At 66.4% G+C, this 23,629-nt stretch carries 24 protein-coding genes; 15 read left to right on the forward strand and 9 right to left on the reverse strand.

Annotated features, from left to right (window positions below; translation table 11 throughout):
* The first annotated feature begins 41 nt into the window (after positions 1-41).
* Entirely contained in the window at positions 42-1,325 is a 1,284-nt protein-coding gene (locus AC1C2M_RS12020) for a coiled-coil domain-containing protein (protein ID WP_495436686.1), read from the forward strand.
* 52 nt (positions 1,326-1,377) lie between these two features.
* On the opposite strand, the gene AC1C2M_RS12025 is transcribed toward AC1C2M_RS12020, so the two are convergent.
* The gene (locus AC1C2M_RS12025) at positions 1,378-2,019 is read right to left on the reverse strand and encodes a class E sortase (protein WP_495436688.1); all 642 of its coding nucleotides are present in this window, start codon (positions 2,017-2,019) and stop codon (positions 1,378-1,380) included.
* 87 nt (positions 2,020-2,106) lie between these two features.
* Positions 2,107-3,102, reverse strand: a complete 996-nt coding sequence (locus tag AC1C2M_RS12030; RefSeq protein WP_495433174.1) for a M23 family metallopeptidase — start codon at positions 3,100-3,102, stop codon at positions 2,107-2,109.
* Positions 3,103-3,311: 209 nt separating this feature from the next.
* Between AC1C2M_RS12030 and AC1C2M_RS12035 the strand changes: the two genes are divergently transcribed.
* The 5 genes from AC1C2M_RS12035 (at position 3,312) to AC1C2M_RS12055 (ending at position 7,862) form a co-directional block, all read left to right on the forward strand.
* Positions 3,312-3,683, forward strand: coding sequence for a hypothetical protein (locus AC1C2M_RS12035; RefSeq protein ID WP_495433175.1), 372 nt, complete (start codon positions 3,312-3,314; stop codon positions 3,681-3,683).
* Positions 3,684-3,790: 107 nt separating this feature from the next.
* On the forward strand, positions 3,791-4,441 hold the full coding sequence (locus tag AC1C2M_RS12040) for a TetR/AcrR family transcriptional regulator (RefSeq protein ID WP_495433177.1): 651 nt from the start codon (positions 3,791-3,793) through the stop codon (positions 4,439-4,441).
* Between the two features lie 85 nt (positions 4,442-4,526).
* Positions 4,527-5,039 (forward strand): CarD family transcriptional regulator, encoded by a 513-nt coding sequence (locus AC1C2M_RS12045; protein WP_108389832.1) that lies wholly within the window; start codon positions 4,527-4,529, stop codon positions 5,037-5,039.
* Between the two features lie 145 nt (positions 5,040-5,184).
* The gene (locus tag AC1C2M_RS12050) at positions 5,185-6,354 is read left to right on the forward strand and encodes an AI-2E family transporter (protein WP_495436690.1); all 1,170 of its coding nucleotides are present in this window, start codon (positions 5,185-5,187) and stop codon (positions 6,352-6,354) included.
* Between the two features lie 128 nt (positions 6,355-6,482).
* Entirely contained in the window at positions 6,483-7,862 is a 1,380-nt protein-coding gene (locus tag AC1C2M_RS12055) for an FAD-binding oxidoreductase (RefSeq protein WP_495436692.1), read from the forward strand.
* A gap of 30 nt (positions 7,863-7,892) precedes the next feature.
* Here AC1C2M_RS12055 and AC1C2M_RS12060 read toward each other — a convergent pair whose 3' ends face one another.
* Entirely contained in the window at positions 7,893-9,437 is a 1,545-nt protein-coding gene (locus tag AC1C2M_RS12060; RefSeq protein ID WP_495436694.1) for a YibE/F family protein, read from the reverse strand.
* A 14-nt stretch (positions 9,438-9,451) separates the two neighbouring features.
* Complete coding sequence (locus tag AC1C2M_RS12065) at positions 9,452-10,672, reverse strand: MFS transporter (RefSeq protein WP_483406587.1); 1,221 nt, start codon at positions 10,670-10,672, stop codon at positions 9,452-9,454.
* Positions 10,673-10,840: 168 nt separating this feature from the next.
* On the opposite strand from AC1C2M_RS12065, the gene AC1C2M_RS12070 reads away from it, so the two are divergent.
* Complete coding sequence (locus AC1C2M_RS12070) at positions 10,841-11,311, forward strand: iron chaperone (RefSeq protein WP_483406586.1); 471 nt, start codon at positions 10,841-10,843, stop codon at positions 11,309-11,311.
* A gap of 288 nt (positions 11,312-11,599) precedes the next feature.
* On the opposite strand, the gene AC1C2M_RS12075 is transcribed toward AC1C2M_RS12070, so the two are convergent.
* Both AC1C2M_RS12075 and AC1C2M_RS12080 read right to left on the reverse strand, forming a co-directional pair.
* A complete protein-coding gene (locus AC1C2M_RS12075; RefSeq protein WP_495436696.1) occupies positions 11,600-12,127 on the reverse strand; it encodes a hypothetical protein in 528 nt (175 codons plus the stop codon).
* A gap of 3 nt (positions 12,128-12,130) precedes the next feature.
* Positions 12,131-12,592, reverse strand: a complete 462-nt coding sequence (locus tag AC1C2M_RS12080) for a hypothetical protein (RefSeq protein WP_495436698.1) — start codon at positions 12,590-12,592, stop codon at positions 12,131-12,133.
* Between the two features lie 426 nt (positions 12,593-13,018).
* Between AC1C2M_RS12080 and AC1C2M_RS12085 the strand changes: the two genes are divergently transcribed.
* The gene (locus tag AC1C2M_RS12085; protein WP_483406583.1) at positions 13,019-14,164 is read left to right on the forward strand and encodes a zinc-dependent alcohol dehydrogenase; all 1,146 of its coding nucleotides are present in this window, start codon (positions 13,019-13,021) and stop codon (positions 14,162-14,164) included.
* A 13-nt stretch (positions 14,165-14,177) separates the two neighbouring features.
* Positions 14,178-14,744 carry a hypothetical protein gene (locus tag AC1C2M_RS12090; protein WP_483406582.1) on the forward strand — a complete coding sequence of 189 codons (567 nt, stop codon included), beginning with the start codon at positions 14,178-14,180 and terminating at the stop codon, positions 14,742-14,744.
* A gap of 85 nt (positions 14,745-14,829) precedes the next feature.
* Here AC1C2M_RS12090 and AC1C2M_RS12095 read toward each other — a convergent pair whose 3' ends face one another.
* A complete protein-coding gene (locus tag AC1C2M_RS12095; protein ID WP_483406581.1) occupies positions 14,830-15,945 on the reverse strand; it encodes an SDR family oxidoreductase in 1,116 nt (371 codons plus the stop codon).
* A 97-nt stretch (positions 15,946-16,042) separates the two neighbouring features.
* A complete protein-coding gene (locus tag AC1C2M_RS12100; protein WP_495436701.1) occupies positions 16,043-16,390 on the reverse strand; it encodes a winged helix-turn-helix transcriptional regulator in 348 nt (115 codons plus the stop codon).
* 82 nt (positions 16,391-16,472) lie between these two features.
* Here AC1C2M_RS12100 and AC1C2M_RS12105 point away from each other — a divergent pair, with 82 nt between their 5' ends.
* Positions 16,473-18,782 (forward strand): LLM class flavin-dependent oxidoreductase, encoded by a 2,310-nt coding sequence (locus tag AC1C2M_RS12105; protein WP_495436703.1) that lies wholly within the window; start codon positions 16,473-16,475, stop codon positions 18,780-18,782.
* A complete protein-coding gene (locus AC1C2M_RS12110) occupies positions 18,779-19,705 on the forward strand; it encodes an LLM class flavin-dependent oxidoreductase (protein ID WP_495436705.1) in 927 nt (308 codons plus the stop codon). The genes AC1C2M_RS12105 and AC1C2M_RS12110 overlap by 4 nt, the downstream gene beginning before the upstream one ends.
* On the opposite strand, the gene AC1C2M_RS12115 is transcribed toward AC1C2M_RS12110, so the two are convergent.
* Complete coding sequence (locus tag AC1C2M_RS12115) at positions 19,680-20,237, reverse strand: TetR/AcrR family transcriptional regulator (RefSeq protein WP_495433187.1); 558 nt, start codon at positions 20,235-20,237, stop codon at positions 19,680-19,682. The genes AC1C2M_RS12110 and AC1C2M_RS12115 overlap by 26 nt on opposite strands.
* A 59-nt stretch (positions 20,238-20,296) precedes the next feature.
* Here AC1C2M_RS12115 and AC1C2M_RS12120 point away from each other — a divergent pair, with 59 nt between their 5' ends.
* The 4 genes from AC1C2M_RS12120 (at position 20,297) to AC1C2M_RS12135 (ending at position 23,605) form a co-directional block, all read left to right on the forward strand.
* Complete coding sequence (locus AC1C2M_RS12120; protein ID WP_495436707.1) at positions 20,297-21,370, forward strand: SDR family NAD(P)-dependent oxidoreductase; 1,074 nt, start codon at positions 20,297-20,299, stop codon at positions 21,368-21,370.
* 77 nt (positions 21,371-21,447) lie between these two features.
* Positions 21,448-22,179, forward strand: a complete 732-nt coding sequence (locus tag AC1C2M_RS12125; protein WP_495436709.1) for a hypothetical protein — start codon at positions 21,448-21,450, stop codon at positions 22,177-22,179.
* A 131-nt stretch (positions 22,180-22,310) separates the two neighbouring features.
* The gene (locus AC1C2M_RS12130) at positions 22,311-22,808 is read left to right on the forward strand and encodes a DUF2243 domain-containing protein (RefSeq protein WP_495436711.1); all 498 of its coding nucleotides are present in this window, start codon (positions 22,311-22,313) and stop codon (positions 22,806-22,808) included.
* Between the two features lie 2 nt (positions 22,809-22,810).
* Positions 22,811-23,605: a cytochrome c oxidase assembly protein gene (locus tag AC1C2M_RS12135; protein WP_495437552.1), complete on the forward strand. Its 795-nt coding sequence runs from the start codon at positions 22,811-22,813 to the stop codon at positions 23,603-23,605.
* The last annotated feature ends 24 nt before the right edge of the window (positions 23,606-23,629 follow it).

Below are 23,629 nucleotides of genomic sequence, written 5' to 3' on the forward strand. Positions count from 1 at the left end.
GTTCTCGGCTGGCTCCCACCGGCCGCAACTACACTCGGGACATGCTCAACGGACTCTGGTGGCTCCCGTCCCTCATTGTCTTCGGCACCGCCGCGATCGCGGTGATTCTCGCGGCTCGGGTGATGCGTGCGCGGCAACGCAAGCGCGGTATCGATCCGGTCTCCACCCTTCGGGCGATCGAACAATCGGCGGCGGTCGAACTCGTTCGAGCGGATGATCTCCTGCGAGAGGCCGAGGATGAGGCCGAGTTTGCACGCGCCCAGTTCGGTGACAGTGCCGCCGCCGAGCTTCAGCGAGCGGTGACGAGTGGCCGGGCACAGCTCCGCGAAGCATTCGAGCTCCACCAGCAACTTCACGACGCTATTCCCGACAGCGAGTCCCAGCGGCGCCGCTGGTCCCAGCGCATCATTGAATTGTGCGGGCTCATCACCGAGTCCGTCGGCGGGCAGACGGCGACCCTCGACGGCATGCGGGCCCTTGAGCGTTCCGCTCCTGAGCAGTTGGCCGAGCTCGAGGTCGCGGTTGCCGCCGCAGAAGCACAGGTACCGGAGGCCGAGGCCACACTCGACAGGCTCAGCGAGACCTATGCTCCCGGAACGTACGCCGGTGTCGAGGGCGCCGTCGATAGCGCCAGCGGATCTCTTGCCGAAGCGCGAACGTCGCTCGAGACGGCCCGCGCGCGGGTCGCGGCGAACGAGCCGGCCACGGCTGACATCGAGCGCGCATCGGGACACCTTCTCACGGCGAGGCACGCCCTCGAATCGGTGGCCAGAACGGCATCAGGTCTGGATGCAGCGAGCGCCGAACTCGCGACCGCCGTTGCGAAGACCCGCCGGGCGGTGAGCGAGGCGACGGCCAGGCGCGATCAAGCGCCGCTTCCGGAATCCGCCGACGAGATCTCGCGCGCGCTGGATGTCGTGACGGCGACGATCGCGCTCGTCACCGACCGCAGGCAGTTGCCTGACCCGCTCGCCCGCCTCGACGAACTCCGCGACGCCGTCTCGCGCCTCGACGCCGCACTCGCCTCAGCTCGGAGCAGAGAGCAACGCATCGAGAACGCCAGGGAAGCCCTGCGCGGTGCGCTCTTTTCGGCGAGGAGTCACCTCGATGTGGCGGGCGGCTTCATCGAAGACAATCGCGGACGGGTCGGGGCGGATGCTCGGACCCGACTGGCCGAGGCGCAACGGCAACTCGCGCTGGCCGAGGCTGCCGACGATCCGGTCGAAGCGCTCGACACCGCGCGCAGGGCCTCCCGCCTGGCCCAGGATGCCGACGCCCTCGCCCGTTACGACGCAGGACCGCGCACAGCCCCGCTCAAGCGCTGATCAGCCTCGGGTTCTGAGGAGACCGGTGCCGCAGGTACCTCGCGCACCGGACCTAACCCGCCGGGGCCGACCCCTGGCCCACTGTCGTGAACGATTCGAAAACGCCGTACGCGATAATGCGCTCCGCCGTGGAGAATAACGGGTTGCACGCGACGAAGGTGATGACCTTTTCCTGGTCGACGGATGCCTCCTGCCGCGGGACCGGATACGTCACGTCAATCGCGGACGGCGGCACATATTCGGACGATCGGAATCGGTAGAGGTACTGGCCGTCCGCGGTCTCGACCACGATCGGATCCCCGATCACGAGGCTCCCGATCAGGTGAAACGGCTTGCCGTGGGTGACGCGATGCCCGGCGAGAGCAAAGTTGCCCGGCTCGCCGGGCAGAGCGGTCTCCGGAAAATGGCCGATCATCGAGTTGAGCACCCTGGACTCACTGACGCCTTCGCCGATCGGTTCGGCATAGTCCGCACCGAATCGCGGAATGCGCAGGGTGGCGATAACCGTTCCCGTCGCGGGAGCGGCCGGAACGGACGTGGTGGCGCTGGTCGCCGGCAGTACGTCCGCCGTTGCACTCGCAGCATCCGAGGGCAACAACACGGCCGCGGAAAGTGTGGCGGTCAGCACGGCGAGCGGCAGACGCCAGGCGCGCACGCCCGACGGAACTCCGGCGATTACGGCTGACCATGGCATGTGCTCAGGCTAGGCCAGCGGGCTCACGATATCGAGAGACTCGCGCTCATGAGCAGCTCACGATATCGAGCCACTCACGACATCCAGCTAGAGCTGAAGGCCCCGGTTCGCGAGGAAGGGTACGGGGTTCGTGAAGCTGCCGTTGACGCGGATCTTGAGGTCAAGGTGGCATCCGGTGACAACGCCGGTGGCACCGATCCCGGCAACAACCGTTCCCGGGTCGACCATGTCGCCAACCGACACGCGGTATGACCCGCCCTGCAGGTGGCCGTAAACCGACTCGACTCCGCCGCCGTGGTCGACAATCACGCGGTTACCGTAGCTGCCGGCAGCACCAACGAACGTGACACGCCCCGCAGACACGGCCTTCACCGGGGTGCCGCAGCTACCGCTGAAGTCGACGCCGTCGTGGAACGAGTTGGAGCATCCGGCACCGTTGCAGATGAGTCCGCGGGGGCCGTATGACGATGAGATCTTTCCGCCGACCGGGCGCACCCAGGCGCCTGCCGGGCCGGTGTATGGCTCGACACTGGTCGAGCTCGAGTTCGAACTCGAGTTCGAGCTTGTCTTGTTCGCGGCCCTGGCTGCTGCTGCAGCCGCCTCGGCAGCCGCGGCGGCGAGCGCGGCCTTGGTCGCCTGAAGCTCCTCAGGCGAGGTCGCCGAGTAGCTGTCGCGGCTCACGGTCTCTGCGGTCCAGTCGTTGACGATGAGCGACTGCGCGCCGGTGTCATGGACCGGAGCGACAGTGGCGTCCGGTGTCGTCTCAAACGCATATGCGGGCAGTGCCATCGTTCCGAAAATACCGGGCACGACGAGCGCCATGATGACGGTTGACCTGATGTTGCGCCAGCGTGATCCGCTCACAGCCGGCTTCTTCGCGGCCGGCGTTGCGGTTGTCGCTGCGCGAGGTGCTGGCTTTCCGCCAACCTCGCGCATCGCTGGTCGGGGTTCGCTCGAAACGGGCGCTGCTGCTTGAAGCCCTGCTGCCTTGCGGAGGCTCGCCCTGGTCGGGAAGGAGCCAGCTGAGCCAGCGGGGTCACCCGTGCCGCCCTGTGGGGCGAGGTCGGGGTTCTGGTCACTCATGTAGTCTCCAGCCGCACAACGGGCACAGAGGTAACGTGCGCGCCGGGGCAGTGTTGATTCGATCGGACGACCGGATAGGGCCGAAGTCGTCATACGGGTCCAACCCACACTAACGGCCAAGGCTGGGAAATTCATTGCCGCGGCCCCAACTGTGGATAAATCGGCAACCGTGGAGAGACGACAACGGCCACCGATTATCATTAAGCGACATGGTTACACGCAGAGAAGCCGCACAGCGACTGGACATTCCGCTTGAAATGGCGGTGCGCCACGGCATCCCCTCGCGAATGAGCGAGCAGGAGCTCGACGAGCTCGACGCGACCCCACCGGCCTGGCTTGCCCAGTCCCGCGCCAACCGCACCGGCAAGAAGGCGGTCTGGGTGGAACTCAGGTGTGACGTGTGTGGCTTCACCGAGACGGCACGGCCGAAGAAGTGGTGGCCGACGTTCAGCTACCTCACCTGTTCGCACCACGATCCGGACGAACTGCCGGAACCGGGCCAGGGCATGAGCAGGTCGGAGGTCGACGGGATCGGCAGCGGATTCATCGGCATTGTCGACGAGGCGCCGTCGACCAGCTGACACGGCAAGCGCCGCCCCATCCGGCGCACACCGAGCGCGAAACCCCACTACCACGGATGCGGTGGCACAATGTCGGACACGTGTCCGAGAAGTGGTAGACTGGTCTGATGTTGCGCGCAGAGACCCCGATGGAGTCCCTGCGCGTTCTCAATTCTGAGCGCATTCTCAAATCGGAACGCATGAGCAAATCCGACCCCCGCGCCGAGAAAACGAGGCGGGCGATCTTCTCGGCCGTCGAGTCACTCGCCACCGCCAGAACCTCACCGCTCACCGTCAGTGACATCGTCCGAGCGGCGGCCATCAGCCGCAGTTCCTTCTACGCCCACTTCAGCGGCCTCGATGACCTGGCCCGTGAATACCTGCACGTGCAGCTCGCGGAGGTGCGGGCATCCGTCACCGATGTGATCCGAACGGATGCCGACAGCCGGCACGACGCGGCACGAGACGGATACCGTCGGCTTCTCACGCACATGGTCAAGCACTACCCGGTCTACGCGAGTGTCCTCGACCTGTCGTTGTCCCGTCGGGCGTACGACGAGGTTGTGAACGGTTATGCGAGCCTCTGGCTCGACTCGATCGACACGCTCGGGGGCCTGACCGGACCACGACCGGAGCTCACCGCGACATTCGTGGCGGGTGGAGCGCTCACCCTTATTGGTTCGACGATGAAAGGCCGCGTCTCGATCTCCGACGACGACCTGGTGGATGAGCTCGTGCGGCTCCTGCCGGAAACGCTCGTCGAACCCCAGTTTTGCTGAATCCCCGACCGGTCGCTCACCGCGCCGACCGGCATCCACGTTGTCCTTCGTTGAAGGACCGATTGAAAAAAGAGGTACACCGGAAATGAATTTCACCGTCGGAGAAACACTCGTCTACCCTCACCACGGCGCGGTCACCATCACCGAAATCTCAACCAGGCTGATCAAGGGTGTTGAGAAGAAGGTCATGACCCTCAGCGCTCACACCAGCGAGCTCGTCATCAAGCTGCCCATCGACAACACCGAACTCGTTGGAGTCCGTGACGTCATCGACGCCGCCGGTGTACAGGCCGTTTCTGACGTCCTGCGCGAGCCGTTCGTCGAAGAACCGGGCAACTGGTCACGCCGCTACAAGGCCAACCAGGAGAAGATGGCCAGTGGCAGCGTGTACCGCGTCGCCGAGGTCGTCCGTGACCTGTGGCGCCGCGACCAGGACCACGGAGTCTCGGCCGGTGAAAAGCGACTGCTCATGAAGGCCCGCCAGATCCTCGAGTCCGAACTCGCCCTCGCACAGAAGTTCACCCCGGAAGAGGCATCCGCCGCCCTCGAGAAGGTTCTCGCGAGCGCACACGCCGAGGCCGCTGTTCCTCAGGCGTAGAGCCACCCACGCACAGGAGCAGATCGGCAGACCCTCGGTATTCGGCGAGCCGATAGGTTCCTGGCGTGCGGTGAGGCACGATTGACTTAGAAAGCGCCACTTTCCGGTATCTCGCCGGGTGCCGTGGCGCGGGGGGCAGGGAACCATGCGTAGAACGCGCCAGCAGTCGATTCGGAAGACCCCGGATTCGAGCGACCTGAAACCCGATATCGCCATTCAAACCGGCGGTGGCGCGCCCGGCTTCAGCATCAATGCGTTCAGGATCGGCCTCGTCGGGGGGCTCGGCGTCCTCACTGCCCTGCTCATCGGTGGTGTGATCAGCCAGCTCAGCACCGTCCTGATCTACATCGGTGTTGCCCTGTTCCTCGCGCTCGGCCTCGACCCGCTTGTGACCTGGCTGGAAAAGCGGATTCCGCGTGCCCTGGCTATCCTCCTCGTTGTTATCGCCGTGCTCGGCGTGTTCGCAGGATTGCTCTTCGCGGTGATCCCCGTGCTCATCAACCAGGGCACGAACCTGATCAACGACCTGCCGAAGCTCGAGAAGGACCTGACCAACAGTTCCCTCATCAAGGACCTCGAGAACACTTTTGGCGGCACGTTCAGCATCCAGAGCGGCATCTCGGGCGCGATCGACTTCATCAGTGACCCCAAGAACCTCGTCGCCATCGGTGGCGGAATCGCCGCGGTCGGTGCCGGCGTCGCGAGCGGCGTCACCGGCGCAACCATCGTCCTCATCCTCACCCTGTATTTCCTTGCGTCGCTCCGCTCGATGAAGGGCATCACCTACCGGTTCGTGCCCGCGTACCGCCGCGTGAACTTCGCACAGATCACCGAGGAGATCACCGGTGCTGTCGGCCGCTACGTCGTCGGCCAGGTCTCACTCGCGCTCGTCAACGGCATCCTGAGCCTGATCTTCCTGTCGATCATCGGTGCGCCGCTGCCGTTCCTGCTCGCTGTCATCGCGTTCCTCGGCTCGCTCATCCCTCTCGTCGGGACCCTGACCGCGTCGATCATCAACACGCTGATCTGCCTCTTCGTCTCCCCGCTGACGGCACTCATCGCCGGAATCTACTACCTCGTCTACATGCAGATCGAGGCATACGTGCTGAGCCCGCGGATCATGAACCGCGCCGTCGCCGTGCCGGGAGCGATCGTCGTGATCGCGGCGGTCGGTGGCGGAGCGATCGGCGGCATCCTCGGTGCGCTCGTGGCGATTCCGGTCGCCGCTTCGGCCATCATCATCGTGCAGAAGGTCGTGTTCCCGCTGCAGGACGCGAAAGAGACTCCGGCAGGGTCTGGCGCAACAGCGCGCTAAGCGTTTTCCCGTTCGGAACGCTCCATCGAGGTTGGCAGAACCGTGCCGAAAACCAGCGTCTGAGCCCTTGACGCCTCGCGGCGTGAGGAGAAAACTCGACCGAAATCCTGACGCTGTGGAGCGCAATCATGACGACGGTCGACTCTTCTTCCCTGCACCCTGACGCTATCGCCGACCTCGCCCAGGCCGTTGCCGGACGCGTGGTTATGCCAGCCGACCCCGACTATGAGGCGGCAAGCGCTACCTACGGCAACGTTTATGGCCGGGTTGGCGCGCCCGCCGTCGTGGTGCAGGTCTCTGACGCGGATGATGTCGCTGTGGCCGTCGCATTCGCGCGGTCGCACCAACTCGAGCTTTCGATCCGCAGCGGCGGCCACAGCTCGAGCGGGTTCAGTTCGAACGAGGGTGGCCTCGTCATCGACCTTCGGCGCCTCAACCGGGTCGAGGTGCTCGACCCCTCTCGGGGGCTCGTGCGAATCGGTTCCGGTGCCGTGTGGGGGGATGTCGCGACGGCGCTGGGAGCCGAGGGGCTGGCGCTCAGCTCGGGCGACACGGTGTCGGTCGGAGTCGGCGGCCTCGGTGTCGGCGGAGGAATCGGCTGGCTGGTTCGCACGGTCGGCCTTACCGTGGACAGCCTGGTGGAGGCATCCGTCGTCACCGCCGGAAGCGAACAGGTGCGGGCGAGCGCCGACGAGAACCCCGACCTGTACTGGGCCATCCGGGGCGGAGGAGGCAACTTCGGCGTGGTCACGAGCTTTACCTTCACAGCCGAGCCGATCAGCCGCGTCTTTGCAGGAACGCTCCGGTTCTCCGGAGGAGATCTCGCCGAACTGCTGGCCCGGTGGAGCGACATTATGCGCGAGGCGCCGGAGGCCCTCAACTCGACCTTCCTCGCGATGCCGGACTTTCCGGGAATGCCCGGCGGCGTGCAGATTCTCGTTTGCTACGCAGGCGACGACGCACCAGAGGCCGAGGCGGCGATCGCTCCCCTCCGCGCGCTACCCGGCCTGAACGGCGATGACATCGCGCCGCAGCCCTATGCCGCCGTACTCGAAGAGGCGCACCCGCCCGAGGGAATGACGATCGTCACCCACAACGCTTTCGCGCGGGAGTTGAGCGACGAGTTCATCGGCCCGCTGGCCGCTGTGTACACCGAGCTGGGCGGTTCGGTGCTCATGGTCAGGAGCCTGACCGGCGCCTTCAACCGGGTCCCGAACGACGCCACCGCCTTTGCCTTCCGTGACAGCGAGGCACTCATCATCTCCGCGGCGTTCCTGCCGCCTGACGCGCCCGCTGACGCCATCGAGCGCACCCATCAGCTCTGGGGCGGGCTGGAACCTCACCTCCAGGGCACGTACGGTGGCTTCTCGACCGCGCCCAAGGGTGAGCATCCGTCTCGGCTGTACCCACCGGAGACCCTCGCCCGGCTCGTGACGATCAAGCGGAAGTACGATCCGGAGAACCTGTTCAGGCGAAACCACAACATCCCACCAGACCTGTCGCTCTGACACGTCATCACCGCTCGGGCGGGACGAACCTCAGGATGCCGGATCGCCGGCGTCGCCCGACTCGTCGCGGAGCCGGCGCTCTCGCCTGGTCAGGGGTTCGTCGTCAGCTGGCGGCGCGTCCGACGCGTCGAGAAGGCCGGTCGACCTGACAACACCGGGCGCGGTGACAACCGATGATTCGAACGGTGACATAGAGACCGTCGTCGACACATGTGACCTGCCGGTGGTGCCAGCCGCCTGCGCCCGGTGACCTTCGGATACCGCGGTGCCAGCGGCATCCGTCGTCACAGGCATCGGCGAGGGGGTCTGTGAAGCCGCCGATGAACCGGCCTGTGGAGCCGCCTGTGAACCGACGGCCTTGACCACGAGAACCGCGATGCCCGTCGTGACCGGGATGGCGAGAACGAGCCCGATGGAGCCGACGAGGGTGCGCACGATCTCCTCAGCGAGCTCGCCGCTCGAGATCGTCTCGAGGAACGGCCGGTCCTGCAGCGACAACAGGATGAGCAGCGGGAGCGCAGCACCCGCATAAGCGAAGACGATCGTGTAGACGGTCGAGGCGATGTGGTCGCGGCCCACCCGCATCGCACCGGCGAAGAGGCGCCTGGCACTCGACTCGGGCGCCAGCTCGTGCATTTCCCAGACCGCCGACGACTGGGTGATCGTCACGTCGTTGAGCACACCGAGGCCGGAGATGATGAGCCCGCATAACAGGATGCCCGACAGCGAGATCGAGTCTGTGGCGTACGACAGTGTGTAGTCGGCCTCGTCGTTGAGCCCGGTGAGGTTCGCGGCGCCGGTTGCCCAGGCCGCGACGAGCGACGTGATCACCAGCCCGAAGATCGTGCCGAGGAGCGCGGTCGATGTCCGCGCCGAGAACCCGTGCGCGAAGTACAGCACGGCGATCATGATGAGGCTCGACCCGACGAGGCCGAGCAGGAGCGGTGGTTTGCCCTCGACGAGTCCGGGCAGGATGAAGTTCGCCACAACGAGGTAGGCGCCGAACAACCCGAGCAGCGCCCGGAACCCGCGCCATCGGGCCACAACGATCACGACGAGGGCGTAGACCGCCGCGAGAAGTGCCATCGGAACGCTGCGCACGAAGTCAACGAATGAGTAGCGCGCGGCCGGGTCGTCGACGCGTTCGCCCAGATCCAGGTAACGGATGCGGTCACCGGCGGACAGGTCGACCTCACGGCCCACCTCCGGCGGCACTTCGACGGAGACAGTGCCGTCGCCTGCTGTGGCGCCCTGGTCGGCATCCGCATCATCGGGTATGAGGCTGACGACGATGCATTGCTGCCCCTCCGGTGCGTTCGCTGAGGGATACAGGCAGGGCGCGACACTCATACTTTCCACGGTTCCCGTTGAAAAACCGGTGCCTCCCGCTACCGAGTATGGGTTGCCGACCTCGACGTCGTCGCTCGAGCCGTTCGGCCAGAGCAGCGCCATCCCGAGGATGGTCAGGAGGGTGAGCGGGATCAGGATCGCGGCGAGGAGGCGATTGGCGCGGCGGCGGGTCGCGATGGCGTCCGAAGTGGGCGCGGCGGATGAATGCGAGTGCGAGTGAGTCACGTGAATCCCGGGTTTCAGACGGTGAGGGGCCGACGCGCGCGGGCAGCGCGAATGGCGTCACTTCCCACGAGCAGAAGGAAGCCGACGGCGATGAAGATGACGTGGGCAATGGGAAGTGATTGCAGGCCCCTGGTGTCGAGCAGGAACCCGCCGATGAGCGCCCCTCCGCCGATACCGATGTTGAACGCTGTGGTCTGCAGGGCTGCTGCGAGGTCGCGCGTGCGGAACGAGGCGGTGTGCAGCATCCGGGTCTGGAGCATGGCGGGGATCCCGCCGAAAGCGACACCCCAGACCACGAACGCAACCACGACGACGACGGGGTGCGTTGACCACAGAGCGAGCACGAGAACCGCTGCCATGATCGCGATGAGCGCCACGGCGAAGCCACGCTTCGGGAACCGGTCAGAGGCAAAGCCAGCGAGGACGAGCCCCACCGCACCCGCACCACCGAAGATGAAGAGCAGGAAGGCAACCGAGGTCTCCGGGAACCCGGCAGCGTCGATCAGCCACGGCGCGATGTAGGTGTAGTAGATGTTCTGGCCGGTGATGATGATGACGATGACGGCGCAGAGCAGTGCAATGCCCCGGATGCTGCGATCCTTGCGCAGCGGCACCGGGATCTCACCCGTCTTGACGACGACGTGGTGGTTCACCGGTGGCAGGAACTTGATGACAGCCAGAGCGAGGATCACGATGATCACCGCGATGATGCCGAACGCCATCCGCCAGCCGAGGGAGTGGCCGAGCGCGGTCCCGACCGGGACGCCGAGGACGAAGGCGGCCGATCCGCCGCCGGCCGTGATGGCGACGGCTTTGCCGAGCTGGTGCCGGGGAACCAGATGGGCGGAGTATGCGGCGACGACCGCCCAGAACAACCCGTGGGCGAGACCGCCAAGGATTCGTGCTCCGACGAGGATCTCGTAGGTCGGCGCGAGGGCGGCGAGCACGTTACCGAGCGCGAGCACGAGGAGCACGACGACGACGAGGCTTTTGCGTGAGTACTTCCTCGTGAGTGCGGCGAGCGGTGTTGTCGCGATCACGACGGTTCCTGCGAACACCGTGACGAGGAACCCGGCCGTCGAGAGGCCGACGTTGAGGTCGCTGGCCATCTCGGGCAGAAGGCCTGTCGGCAGGAATTCGCTCGTCACCGACACGAATATTGCCCCGGCGAGGGTCAGTAGTCCGATCCAGGGGAAGGCCGGGCTGTCAGTCGGTGCTGTCGTTGGTGAGGACACAGGCGTCGCCGATCGAGGTATGTGGGAGTGGGTGGCCGACGGCAGTGTGCGGCGCGCGATTTGCCCAGCCTATGCGACACCGCGCGATGGGTCAGAATTCGAGAAGCGGATGCCGCGCTCGGTTCCTACCATGGAGCGAGGCACACAACCCGGGAAGGAACCCCGCACATGAGCAACACAGAGAAGGCAGCGCCGGGCGGCACGACGGGCGAGGGATTCTCGGCCGAAGAGCGCGAGGCGATGAAGGAACGCGCGCGCGAACTCAAGGCCGAGGCGCGACGGGACGAACGCGATGCCAAAGCTCGGGAAAAGGGCGAGGCAGAGCTGCGTGCGAAAATCGCCGAAATGTCAGACGCTGATCGCGCCATTGCGGAGCGGGTGCACGCGATCATCGTCGAGCACGCGCCGGAGCTCCTGCCGAAGACCTGGTACGGCATGCCCGCGTACGCCAGGGACGGAAACGTGCTCTGCTTCCTCCAGCCGGCCGACAAATTCAACACGCGCTACGCCACGCTCGGCTTCAACGACAGTGCGGCGCTCGACGACGGCACCATGTGGCCGTCGGCCTTCGCGATCACATCGCTGACGCCGGCGGATGAGAAGCGGATCGCCGAACTCGTGACGCGCGCGATCGGCTGAGTACCGCGTGGCGACCAGCGAGCGGATGCCGCACGCACCGTTATCAGGAGACCGCACGGTTAAGTGAGCGGATGCCAACGCGCCGTTAACAGGAGATCGCACGGTTATCAGGACACAACCGCCCACAGCATCCTGTAACTCGTGCCATCTCCTGATAATCGTGCGAGCCGAGCCAGGGCAATAGCGCCCGGACAAGGATGGAACCGGCGTTTTCGTCCTTGCCTCGCGCCGATGTCCTTCTGTCGCGCAGCCCGGGTGGGCAACTTCGCAGCGCTCGCTCCCCAGCCGTCACGCCCCGGACGGCGGCTCCGCGAGCAGCTCGACCCGATCATCGAGGTATGACGCGAAGTCCACGGCATCCGCACCGGTACTGCTCCAGCGCACCAGGGCCCGGCCTCCCTGAAGAAACAGCCGCCCGGAAGAACTGGCGAGCACATCGGCATCGAGCTCGACGGGAACCGCGTCGAAGTTCACCGTCTCGCCGTTGGCAAATCGACCGCGGGATGCCGCGGCGCGGTACGCCCGGCGCTGCTCCGCCGACTGCGACTGGTAGGCCGGGCGACCCGGCTCGAGTGCGCGCGTCGTCAGCCCCGTTTCGTAGAGGGTGCCATCGGTGCCGAGCAAAAACACCCCGAGCCGCCAGACGCGTCCGAGCGAGCGCAGCACCGGCGGTCGCGAAATGAGCAGGACCCGGTGCTCGGGCACCCACTCGGCGAGCGCCTCGTCCCGCGCTCCAGCAGCACTCAACCGCTCGACGGCACGATCGAGAACCGCGCGGATCTCGGCGACGATTGCGTCGTTGTCAGCGGGCGGCATCCGTCATCGTCCTGATGCGAGGAGCTTAACGACCCTCTCGGGGTCGGCGAGTAGTTGGCGCGCCTCCGGGTCAGTGCCGAGCCGGTTCAAGAGGGCGGTCGCTGCCCGCACGCTCTTCGCCCAGTAGCCACCGACGTGGTGCCGGGTGATCGGCATTTCGACGGGGTCAGCGCCCGCAATGGACACTCGCAGTGTGCCGTCGTCGATCTCGCCCGCGACGCCCATGTCACCGGTCACCCCGCCAAGCACCGCAAGCCCGACGGTGCCGACCAAACCCGGCAGCCGAAACCGGGTCTCCGGCACCGAAAGGGTTATCCGCTCGACGCGAGACCAGTCGATCGAGACGGGCTCCTCCTGGAATTCGCGCAGCACAAGAGCGGATGCCGTCAGTTCGGCGTGGTGACCGCCTGCGTCACCGAGAACGAGGGTGCTTCCGCGGGCTTCGAGGGGACCGAATCGGGTCATGATTCTCAGCCTAGCGAGCACGAGAGCGCGCCCCCGCCCTCACCTCACCTCCCCTCCCCTCCCGGTTAACAGGAGATCGCGCGCTTGTCAGGACACCATCGGCGAAAGCATCCTGTCAACCGTGCGATCACCTGCACGAGGCGCGCGGAGGAGTTCCCTGCTGAGGGTGCGGCCGGCCGCCCAGGGGTGCCAGCAGGGAACTCCGCCGCTCGCCGGCCCGAGGAGCTGGCTCATGCAGCCCATCAGGCGCGCGGTGGCATCGTGTGCCGAGGGTGTGGTCGGGCGCCCATGGGCGCCGGTGCACGATGCCGCCGCTCGCCGGCCCGAGTACCCGCCTATAGCTCGCCGCCCCGGACGAGACAACCCCCTGTCACCGATCCAGCACTGATGTGAACCTAGCTGTCACAGACAACGACGGGAGATCTGATGAGGGCGATGGTGTACCGCGGACCATACAAGGTTCGAGTCGAGGAAAAAGCGATGCCGCCGATCGAGCATCCGAATGACGCCATCATCCGTGTGACTCTCGCGGCCATCTGCGGCTCCGACCTGCACCTGTATCACGGCATGATGCCGGACACCCGGGTCGGGATGACCTTCGGGCACGAGTTCATCGGCGTCGTCGAGCAGGTTGGCTCGTCCGTCCAGAACCTCAAGGTCGGCGACCGCGTCATGGTGCCGTTCAATGTCTACTGCGGCTCCTGTTACTTCTGTGTGCGCGGCCTCTACTCGAACTGCCACAACGTGAACCCCAACGCCACGGCCGTCGGCGGCATCTACGGCTACTCACACACCTGCGGCGGATACGACGGCGGACAGTCCGAGTACGTTCGGGTCCCATTCGCGGATGTCGGACCTTCCGTCATTCCTGACTGGCTCGAAGACGAAGACGCCCTCATGTGCACCGACGCACTGGCGACCGGTTACTTCGGTGCACAGCTCGGCGACATCAGCGAGGGCGACACCGTCGCTGTCTTCGGAGCGGGCCCCGTCGGCCTCTTCGCCGCAAAGTCCGCGTGGCTCATGGGCGCTGGCCGGGTGATCGTGATCGACCACCTCGAGTACCGCCTCGAGAAGGCACGTACCTTTGCTCACGCCGAAACCCGCAACTTCGCCGAGTACGACGACATCGTCGTTGAGATGAAGAAGGCGACAGACTTCCTCGGCGCAGACGTCGTGATCGACGCCGTCGGTGCCGAAGCCGATGGCAACTTCACCCAGCACGTGACGGCAGCGAAGCTCAAGCTGCAGGGCGGCTCTCCCGTCGCCCTGAACTGGGCGATCGACTCGGTCCGCAAGGGTGGGACGGTCTCGGTCATGGGCGCTTATGGCCCGATGTTCAGTGCTGTCAAATTCGGCGATGCGATGAACAAGGGGCTCACCCTCCGCATGAACCAGGCGCCTGCGAAGCGCCAGTGGCCGCGCCTGTTCGAGCACATCCAGAACGGATACCTCAAGCCGAACGACATCGTCACCCACCGCATCCCGCTCGAGCACATCGCCGAGGGGTACCACATGTTCTCCGCGAAACTCGATGACTGCATCAAGCCCGTCATCGTTCCTGGCGCCTGAGAGGAAAACGAGAATGCCGTACACAGCTGAGCACCCCACGCCTCCCGAATCGAGCGACGAACTCCGCGCCCGCATCCCCGGCTGGGGTGCCGACCTCGACCCGAAGGACCGCCCGTCTGTTCCGCGCGAGCGATTCGATCCGGGCGCGACCGGCGCCCACTGGGACTTCCCCGACCGCCAGGAGGAGAAAGTGCCGCGCGAACGCTCGATTGAGCACAAGTTCCTGACCCCGGTCTTCGGCACGTCGGCGCCGCTGCACGGACTGTCGGGCGTGCTCCGGCGGTTCGCGTACGCCAAATACAGCGAGGGTCGTGCCGCGCACTGGCTGATCCTTCTCGGAGCGGACCGGGTGGATGCCGTCGGGAGCCACCTGCGTTCACTCGCGACCCTGCATCCAGACAACCCGATCACCGAGACCGGGGTGCTGAGCGAGTTCACCCGCGGCGGCATTTCATCGCGCTTCGGTAAAAAACGGGTTGACCTCAACCACCAGTGGATCGACCCGATCCTCGTCGCCGGTCCGTGGATTGCCGCGGCGGGCGCTGTCATCTGGGGCGTCAAGGCGATCGCCAAACGCTGAAACTCCCGTACGCAGTCGCGTACGGGAGTTGGTTCTGCCCGGCTGGCCGGAGTGCCGAAGGCATTCGGCCAGCCGGAGGGGGGCGTTACGCCCCCGGGATGAGCCGGTCGGCCCGGTAGCGGTCGAAGAGCGCGGTGAACGAGTCGACGGTGCGGTGGTGCACCCCGAACCCGGCCAGCCGTGACTTGCTGATGTCGGTGACGACCTCGATCTCGCGGCCAAGGTCAGCGTCGGTGTGCCACCAGGAGGCGATCCGGCCGAGGTCCGGTTCGACGAGCCCGTTCTTCTCCACGATCCGCTGCCAGACGTCCTGAGCGTCGACCATCTGCTGCTCAAGCGGGTTGGGCTCTGCGACGGGCCCAACGGGCTCGACTCCGAAGTACTCGGCGAGACGCGTCCACATCCAGCGCCAGCGGAAGACATCGCCGTTGACGACGTTGAAGGGTTCATTGCGCCCCGCGGGCGAGGTCGATGCCCAGAGCATCTGCTCGGCGAGCACCGTGGCATCCGTCATGTCGGTGAGGCCGTTCCACTGCGTGAGCGATCCGGGGAACACGAATGGGGTGCCGAGTTCGCGACAAATTGACGCGTAGACGGCGAGGGTGAGTCCCATGTTCATTGCGTTGCCGACGGCGTGACCAATGACCGTGTGCGAGCGGTGCACCGACCAGGTGAAGTCGTCTCGCTCAGCCGCGGCAAAGAGTTCGTCCTCCTGCGCGTAGTAGAAGTTCGGGGCGTCGAGTCGCGCCTCCTCCTCGTGGAACGGAGTGTCGGGCATGTTCCCCTGCCCGTAGGCCTCGAACGGGCCGAGGTAGTGCTTGAGTCCCGTGACGAGGGCGACATGCTCGAGCGGCGCGTGAGACAGCGCCGCCAGCAGGTCGCGAACCATTCCGCCGTTGACGGCGATGTTCTCTTCCTCGGTCGCCTGCCGGGACCAGGCGGTGAAGAAGACGTGAGTCGGCCGCTCATCAGCCAGCACGCGAGCAAGGTCGTCGGCCGAGCGAAGATCGGCGGACAGCGGGCGGACACCCTCACGTTCAGCGCCGGGGCGCCGCGAGAGCGCCGTGACCGGCCAGCCCTGCTCCGTGAGCAGATCGACCAGTGCGGATCCTCCGATTCCGGTCGCGCCGACCACGAGCGCGCTGCGTCCTTCGGTGGCGGTGCGGTCAGAGGAAGCGGGCTGTGGGGTAATCGAAGTCATTCAGAGCGATAACGCCGACCTACCCCGCGCTATTCCCCGGCCGCCGAACGGCCCACTCCCACCTGACGAGACCTGCCGAATTGACCAACCCGCGCGATCAGGCGCTCAGCGCCCTCGGGGTTTTCACCGCTCGGTTTCTCCCCCAGAGCACCAGGGGATGCATCAGGGTGATGAGCCTTCGACCATCCTCTGTCGGGGTGTAACTGATCATCACTGGCGTGGTCGGAGTGACGTCCCGCTCGATCAGGCCCTCGATTTCGAGTTCGCGAAGGCGCGCCGAGAGCAGGCGGTCAGAGATGCCATCGATACTCTCGCGGTACTCCGAGAAGCGCCGCGCCCCGCGCGCACCCGCGAGCAGGATCGCTGCGTTCCATTTGCGTCCGGCGAGTTCGACGGCATCCTGAAACTGTCGGCACTCGTCGTCATTGATGTGTTCAATATTCATTGCTCGCATGATCCCCACTTACTTGAGGTAAGTAGCTTACCTGCTGTTGGTGGCGATGTCCATGGTCCGTCAGAGTATGACCATGAATTACGGCCACCCCCTTATCTTCGGCGTCGCCCTCGCAACCGAGAGCGACGGCCCCGACTCGCTGGTCAACCGTGCCCGGCTCGCGGAGCGCCTCGGATTCGACCTCCTTGCACTCGACGATTCGGTGCCCGACGATCCCGCGCCCGACGATTCGTCACCCAGGACCGCCGGTCTCGATCGAGCGACGCTCCTGGCCTGGATCGCCGGAACCACAGACCGGATCGGCCTGCTCGCGCAGCTCGAGGTCGACCCTTCCAGCTTTCCGGCGGTTGCCGCGCGGGCTGCCGCAAGCCTCGACCTCCTGTCCAGCGGCAGAGTCACGGTGGCTCTCGGCGACGAGAACACAGCGGATGCCGCCGAATCGGCAGAGAGCGCAGAGGTCGCCGGGGAGACACTGGACATCATCCGGCGCATGTGGGCCGTCGGCGAGCGCGGCACTGTTCGGTACACGGGGGACGTCTTCCGGGTCGACGGAGCACAGCCCGGCCCCGCGCCAGCGCACGACGTACCGATCCTGATCCGCGGCGGGACCCCGCAGCTGGTGCGACTCGCGGCAGAGAGAGCCGACGGCTGGCTTACCGAGGTCGACGGCTCGGGCCTCGGCGGCTTTGCGGCCCACAACCGGCTCCTCGACGAGACGGCGAGCGCTGCTGGTCGCGATCCGCGGGAGGTGCGCAGGCTCGTGACGATCCGCGGAACATTCGGAAACACCAACGACGGCTTCCTCTCCGGAACCGCCTCGGACTGGGTGAACGACCTGCTTCCCCTGGTGGTCGACCAGGGCGCGAGTGCCATTCTCCTGGCGTCGAACGACGACGCCGTGCTGCAGCGATTCGCGAGCGAGGTCGTCCCCGCCCTGCGCGAGGCCGTGACCTCGGCGCTGCCCCAGCCCGCCAGTACCGCGCGCGTCCGCGGGTCGGCGGCGATCGCGAAACGGCGTGAGGGCATCCGTTATGACGCTGTCCCGGGGATCCTCGCCGACGCCGCCATCGAGCCGGGTGACTTCGGCTATGCCCGGGTGAAGTCGACCTACCTGCGCGGCGGCTCCCCCGGGCTCGTCCTGCCGGTTCACACCCCGGCTGAGATCGCCGCGGCCCTCGAGTTCGCGCGCGAACACCCCGAACTCCCGCTGTCGATCCGGAGCGGTGGGCACGGCATCAGCGGCAGGTCGACCAACGACGGCGGCATCGTCATCAACCTCTCGGGAATGAACCGCATCGACGTCCTCGACGAGAAGACGCGGCGGGTCCGCATCGAGCCGGGTGCGCGCTGGATGGATGTCGCCGCTGCGCTGGCGCCGCACGGCTGGGCGCTGAGCTCGGGTGACTACGGCGGCGTCGGTGTCGGCGGGCTGGCCACTGCGGGCGGTGTCGGCTTCCTCGGACGCGAACACGGGCTCACCATCGACCACCTCCGCTCAGTGGAGATGGTGCTCGCGGACGGCTCGCTCGTCCGCGCGAGCGACACCGAAAACCCCGACCTGTTCTGGGCCGTCCGCGGTGCCGGGGCGAACTTCGGCATCGTAACCGCCTTCGAGTTCGAGGTGGACGAGGTCGGAGACGTCGGCTGGGCGCAACTCGGGCTCGACGCGACAGACACCGCCGGCTTCCTCGAGACCTGGGGCCACCTGAGCGAGACCGCCCCCCGCGACACCACGAGCTTCCTGATCATGGGCCCTCCCCGCTCCGGCCAGCCCGCCGTCGCCCAGATCATGGCGATGGTCGACTCCAGTGACCCAGACACCATCGTCGAGCGGCTCCAGCCCTTCGCGAACATCTCCCCGCTCTACAGCCAGTCCGTTCAGCTGACGCCATACGCGGCGGTGATGGCCAACGCCCAGGGTGAATCCAACGGCGGCCAGGGCCAGCCCGTGGCACGCACCGGCCTTCTGGAACACATCACCCCGGAATTCGCCGCGGCGGCAGCACGGCTCATCTCCAGCGGAATCGTGTACTTCTTCCAGATCCGGGCGGTTGGCGGAGCGATTTCCGACATCCATCCGGATGCCACAGCGTACGCACATCGGAACGCCAACTTCTCGGTTGTCGCGCTCGGCTCGAACCGGCAACGGCTCGACTCCGCCTGGGAGGCCCTGTACCCGTTCTTTGACGGCATCTACCTGAGCTTCGAGACCGACACGAGGCCCGAACGCCTGGCCGACGCGTTCCCGCCGAAGACGCTCGCCCGGCTTCGTGAGCTCAAGGCACGCTTCGACCCTGACCACGTCTTCCGGGACAACTTCCCGATCACCGCGGCGACCTCGCCGACCCACAGCAACGCGACTCTCACGGAGGCGACCTCATGACCGACTACGGACACGACCTGCTCTTTGGCACGTTCATCACACCCACGAACAACCCGCCGATGCACGCCGTGGAGATGGCGGTGGTATCCGATCGAGCCGGACTCGACCTGGCGACCTTCCAGGACCACCCGTATCAGCCGGGTTTCCACGACACCTGGACCCTCATGTCATACGCCGCGGCCAGGACCGAGAACATTTCCCTGAGCGCCAACGTGCTCAACCTGCCGCTTCGCCAGCCGGCGGTGCTCGCGAGGAGCGCCGCGAGTCTCGACCTGCTCAGCGGCGGCCGGGTCGAGCTCGGCATCGGCGCCGGTGGCTTCTGGGACCCCATCGTCGCGATGGGTGGCACCAGGCTCACCCCGGGTGAGTCGATCGAGGCCCTCGAAGAGGCGATCGAGATCATCCGGGGAATCTGGGCGACGGATGCTCCCGGCCGGCTGGTCGTCGACGGCTCCTTCCATCGCGTCGACGGCGCCAAACGTGGCCCGAAGCCCGCTCACGACATCGGCATCTGGGTCGGAGCGCTCAAGCCGAGAATCCTCCGCATGACGGGCCGCGCGGCCGACGGCTGGCTGCCCTCTCTCGCTTACCTCCCAGGCGGGCCGCGCGATCTCACAGCGATGAACGCACACATCGACGACGGTGCGACGCGCGCCGGGCGGGATCCGAGAGCCATTCGCCGCCTGCTCAACGTCGCGGGCCGGTTCACCGCCGCGGGACAGGGTCTGCTCGTCGGACCGCCCAACCAGTGGATCGATCAGCTCGCCGGCATCGCGCTTGAGTACGGGACCTCGGGCTTCATTCTCGTCACGGACGACGCGTACACCATCGAAGTCTTCGCCGAGGTGGCAGCGGGCGTCCGCGAGCAGGTCGCGGACGAGCGCTCGGCACGCGGGGTCAGCGCGGGGAAAACGCCAGCGTAAACAGGCTCACGGCTCGGCGCCCGGCGGCTGGCCGATCATCGGCATCCGTTCGGGCGAGAACGCCGGCGAGCATCGACACAGCCAGCAGCACGTCCTCGGGATCGACGTGTGCTCCGATCCTCCCCGCCTCCTTCTCGCGGGTGAGCTCACGGTCCACCATGCTCCGAAGCCGATCGCCCAGGTGAAGCACCCGCGCGTCGTGTGAGTTCGCCCAGATCAGGTCGATGAACGCCGTCGACACGACGGCCTGCTCGATGACCAGGGTGAGCAGGGCACCGAGCGTCGAACCCGGGTTGTCGACAAACGCCTCGAGCTCGGTGAGGTTCTCGTCGAAGACGGCAACGGCGAGGTCCATCCGCTCCGGGAAGTGCCGGTACAGGCTGCCCTGGCCAACACCGGCCCTGCGGGCGACGGCGCTGAGCGGCGCCGAGAGCCCGTCGGTCGCGAAAACCTCGCGCGCCGCAGCGATGAGGGCCCGACGATTCTCGGGTCCTGCGCTTGGTCCGCGGTTCGCTTTTGCTGTCGGTGGCACGGGTGTAGCCTACAACCGGACACAGTTGTCCGGTATGTACCTCCGACAGGAAGAAGCACATGACAAACACGGCCACTCCCCTTACCGCCGACTCCGCGATCGGCACCTGGATCGACCACCCCGTCGGCGGCGCCATCCTCCGCGACATGCTCGCCCAGGGCGGACAGACCCCCGAGGTCATGCGCCCCGTCCGTCGCCTCGCCATCAAGCGCCTCGTCAAGCTCAGCAAGGGCTCATTCACCCAGGAGATGCTCGATGACCTCGTCGAGCGCGCCGCCGCTGGTGACGTATCCCAGTCCGCACCGGGAACGGATGCCGCACCGGCAGCGGCCGGGTCAGCCGCGCCGGCAGCAGCACCGGTTGAGCGCCCGCAGTGGGTCGAACGCATCAGCACTGGTCGCTTCACCGGAAAGACCGTCATCGTGACCGGCGCTGGTTCCGGCATCGGTCGCGCAACCGCGTCGCGCGTTGCCCGCGAGGGCGGACGGGTTATCGCCGTCGATATCTCCAGCGAGCGCCTGGACGAGCTCGTCGCTGAACTGCCCGATGCCGAGGTCGTGCCCGTCGTTGCCGACATCACCGACGATGCCGCGATCGCCTCGATCATCGAGGCGGCCGGCGGAACCGTCGACGCCCTCGCCAACGTTGCGGGAATCATGGACGACATGACGCCCGTGCACGAGATCTCCGATTCGGTCTGGAAGCGCGTTTTCGCGATCAACGTCGACGGAACAATGAAGCTCATGCGGGCCGTTGCACCGTTCATGCTCGCTCGCGAGTACGGCTCGATCGTCAACGTTGCGTCGGAGGCCGGCCTTCGCGGCTCGGCTGCGGGCGCGGCGTACACGGCGTCGAAGCACGCCGTCGTTGGCCTGACCAAGAGCAGCGCGTTCATGTACGGGCCGAGCGGCCTGCGCGTCAACGCTGTTGCACCAGGACCGACGATCACGAACATCGAAGCCACGTTCGCGTCAGAGCTCGGCGCACAGCGGGTTCGCGCAGGAATGGCGGTCATGCCGGATGCTGTCGAGAGCGACGCTCTCGCGGCGTCGATCACCTTCCTCCTCAGTGATGACGGCGTGAATGTCAACGGTGTCATCCTCGCGAGCGACGGTGGCTGGTCCGCCGCGTAAGCACAGCGTGATGTGAGCATCGGCCCGCGGGAAACCGCGGGCCGATGCTGTTCCTGAGGTTTCGATGGGAGCCGCGTATGGAATCTGGCGCTCTGTGTGTAAGCTCGACCCTCGTGTTCGGGAAAGTCAGGTCAGCAACCATCGCTCGCGACGGGTCAGGCGGAGTCGACTCCGATTCACCGGCTGTCGACTGGGAAGCGTTCCGCGTGAACATCGAAGCTCCCGCTCGCGCCAGGCCCGGCTCGTCGTACGCCGAGGCAACGCCTCGCGTCATGGTGCTCGGTGACGAGGGCGGCGCGTTCGAGGCCATCGTGTCTGAACTCTCTGACCACGGCGTCGACACCATCCGCGCCCGAGAGATCTCTGCCTGCGCCGCGTCGCTCCATGAGAACGAGGCAACGGGAGTGGTTCTCACCGTCGATACGGCCGGACTCGCCGATCGCCGGGCCCGCAAGGAATTCGCGGCGACACTCTCAGCGACCCTCCACACCCTCCTTCCTCTCCTCGCGCAGCCCGCGCAGGTACTCGTGCTCGCGCGCGGTTCCGACGTCTCACTCAAGGCGAGCCTCGATCGCGAGGTCGTGTCGGTGATCACCAGGACCAGTCGCCAGGCCACCAACGAGTACGGCATGAACCTCAGCATCAACGCTGTGGACATCACCGGTGACGTCGACGCGGCGCTGGTTGCCCACCGTGCCGCCGAACTGTTCGGTGCCCGCGAGGAAGTGTCGACCGGCGAGGTGCTGGACTACGCCGAGATCGAGTCGCAGTCCATCGCCTGTGCACTCGCCCTGAGATTCGTCTACTGAGCGACACCCGGCTCGAACGCCCCCGGGTACTTCGCGCGCGCTAACAGATGCCCGGCCGGATGGGAACGCCTTTCTTTTCCGTCGGCAGCGAGCGAGGGTGGAAGCTCCCCACGTGACCCGAAGGATTTTCCATGGCATCCGCCCCAATGACAGCGAACAAGCCTGACGCCCGTGAGGCCCGTGCGGCCCGCTCGGCCCAGAACGCCTGGTCCGGGGTTCTGTTCGGCGTGGGGATCGTTGCCTTCATCGACGAAGCGGTGTTCCACCAGTTGCTTCACTGGCACCATTTTTACGATCTCGGCACACCGGACGTCGGCCTCGTTTCCGACGGCATCTTCCACGCCATCAGCTGGTTCGCCACGATCGCCGGACTCTTCCTCTTCGCCGACCTCAGGCGCCGGAATGCGCTCTGGCCACGGCGGTGGTTGGGTGGCATCCTCGTCGGCGCCGGTGCATTCCAGTTGTACGACGGCACGGTCCAGCACAAGCTGTTCGGTATCCACCAGATCCGGTACGTCCCCGACGTCTTCATCTATGACCTGGTCTGGAACGTCACCGCAATCCTGATGCTCGTCGCCGGAATCGTGCTTCTCGTGATGACCCGGCGCGGGACAGCTCGCTCGACGTGACAATGCACGGCCACGGCGAACCAGGCATCGCGGCTCTCGATCTCGCTGTTGCCCTCGTCATAACGGCCGCGGCGGGACTGTATCTCGGCGGCATCCGTGCGGCACGGCGTCAGGGCCGGAGCTGGCCGCTCTGGCGCACGATCTGCTGGGTTGCGGGACTTCTCGTTGTCACGGCCTCCCTGATCGGACCGCTCGCGACCGCCGGACACGAGAGCTTCACCGCCCACATGCTTGGCCACCTCCTCGCCGGCATGGTCGCACCGCTTTTTCTCGTCGTTGCCGCCCCGGTGACCCTCGCGCTGCGAGCTCTCGATGTTCGACAGGCGCGCCGCCTGTCGCGGCTGCTCCGGAGCCGCCCGGCCAGGTTCCTGGTGCACCCGGTGACGGCAGCGGTGATCAATGTGGGCAGCCTCTGGCTGCTTTACACAACACAGCTGTACGAGCTGATGCAATCGAGCTCGTTCTTCCACCTCCTGGTCACGGCGCACTTCGTCATCGCCGGTTATCTCCTGGTCGCGTCACTCATCGGCGTCGACCCGAACCCCCACCGGGCGAGCTACCCGTTACGAGCCGTGGTCCTGGTGGCCGCCCTCGCCGGTCACGGCATCCTCTCCAAGTATCTGTACGCGCATCCGCCGGCCGGGGTTTCCGCCGCCGAAGCCCAGTCGGGCAGCGTGCTGATGTATTACGGCGGTGATGTGGCGGATGCCGCACTCATCGTGATCCTGTGTCTGCAGTGGTATCGCGCGGCTGGAAAGGCGCGGGCGCTCGAGCCCGGAATGCGGGGCTCCGGCTAGTTCCGGGCAGAGCTACCCACCGCT

The organism is Mycetocola sp. Y444 (genome assembly GCF_059445295.1).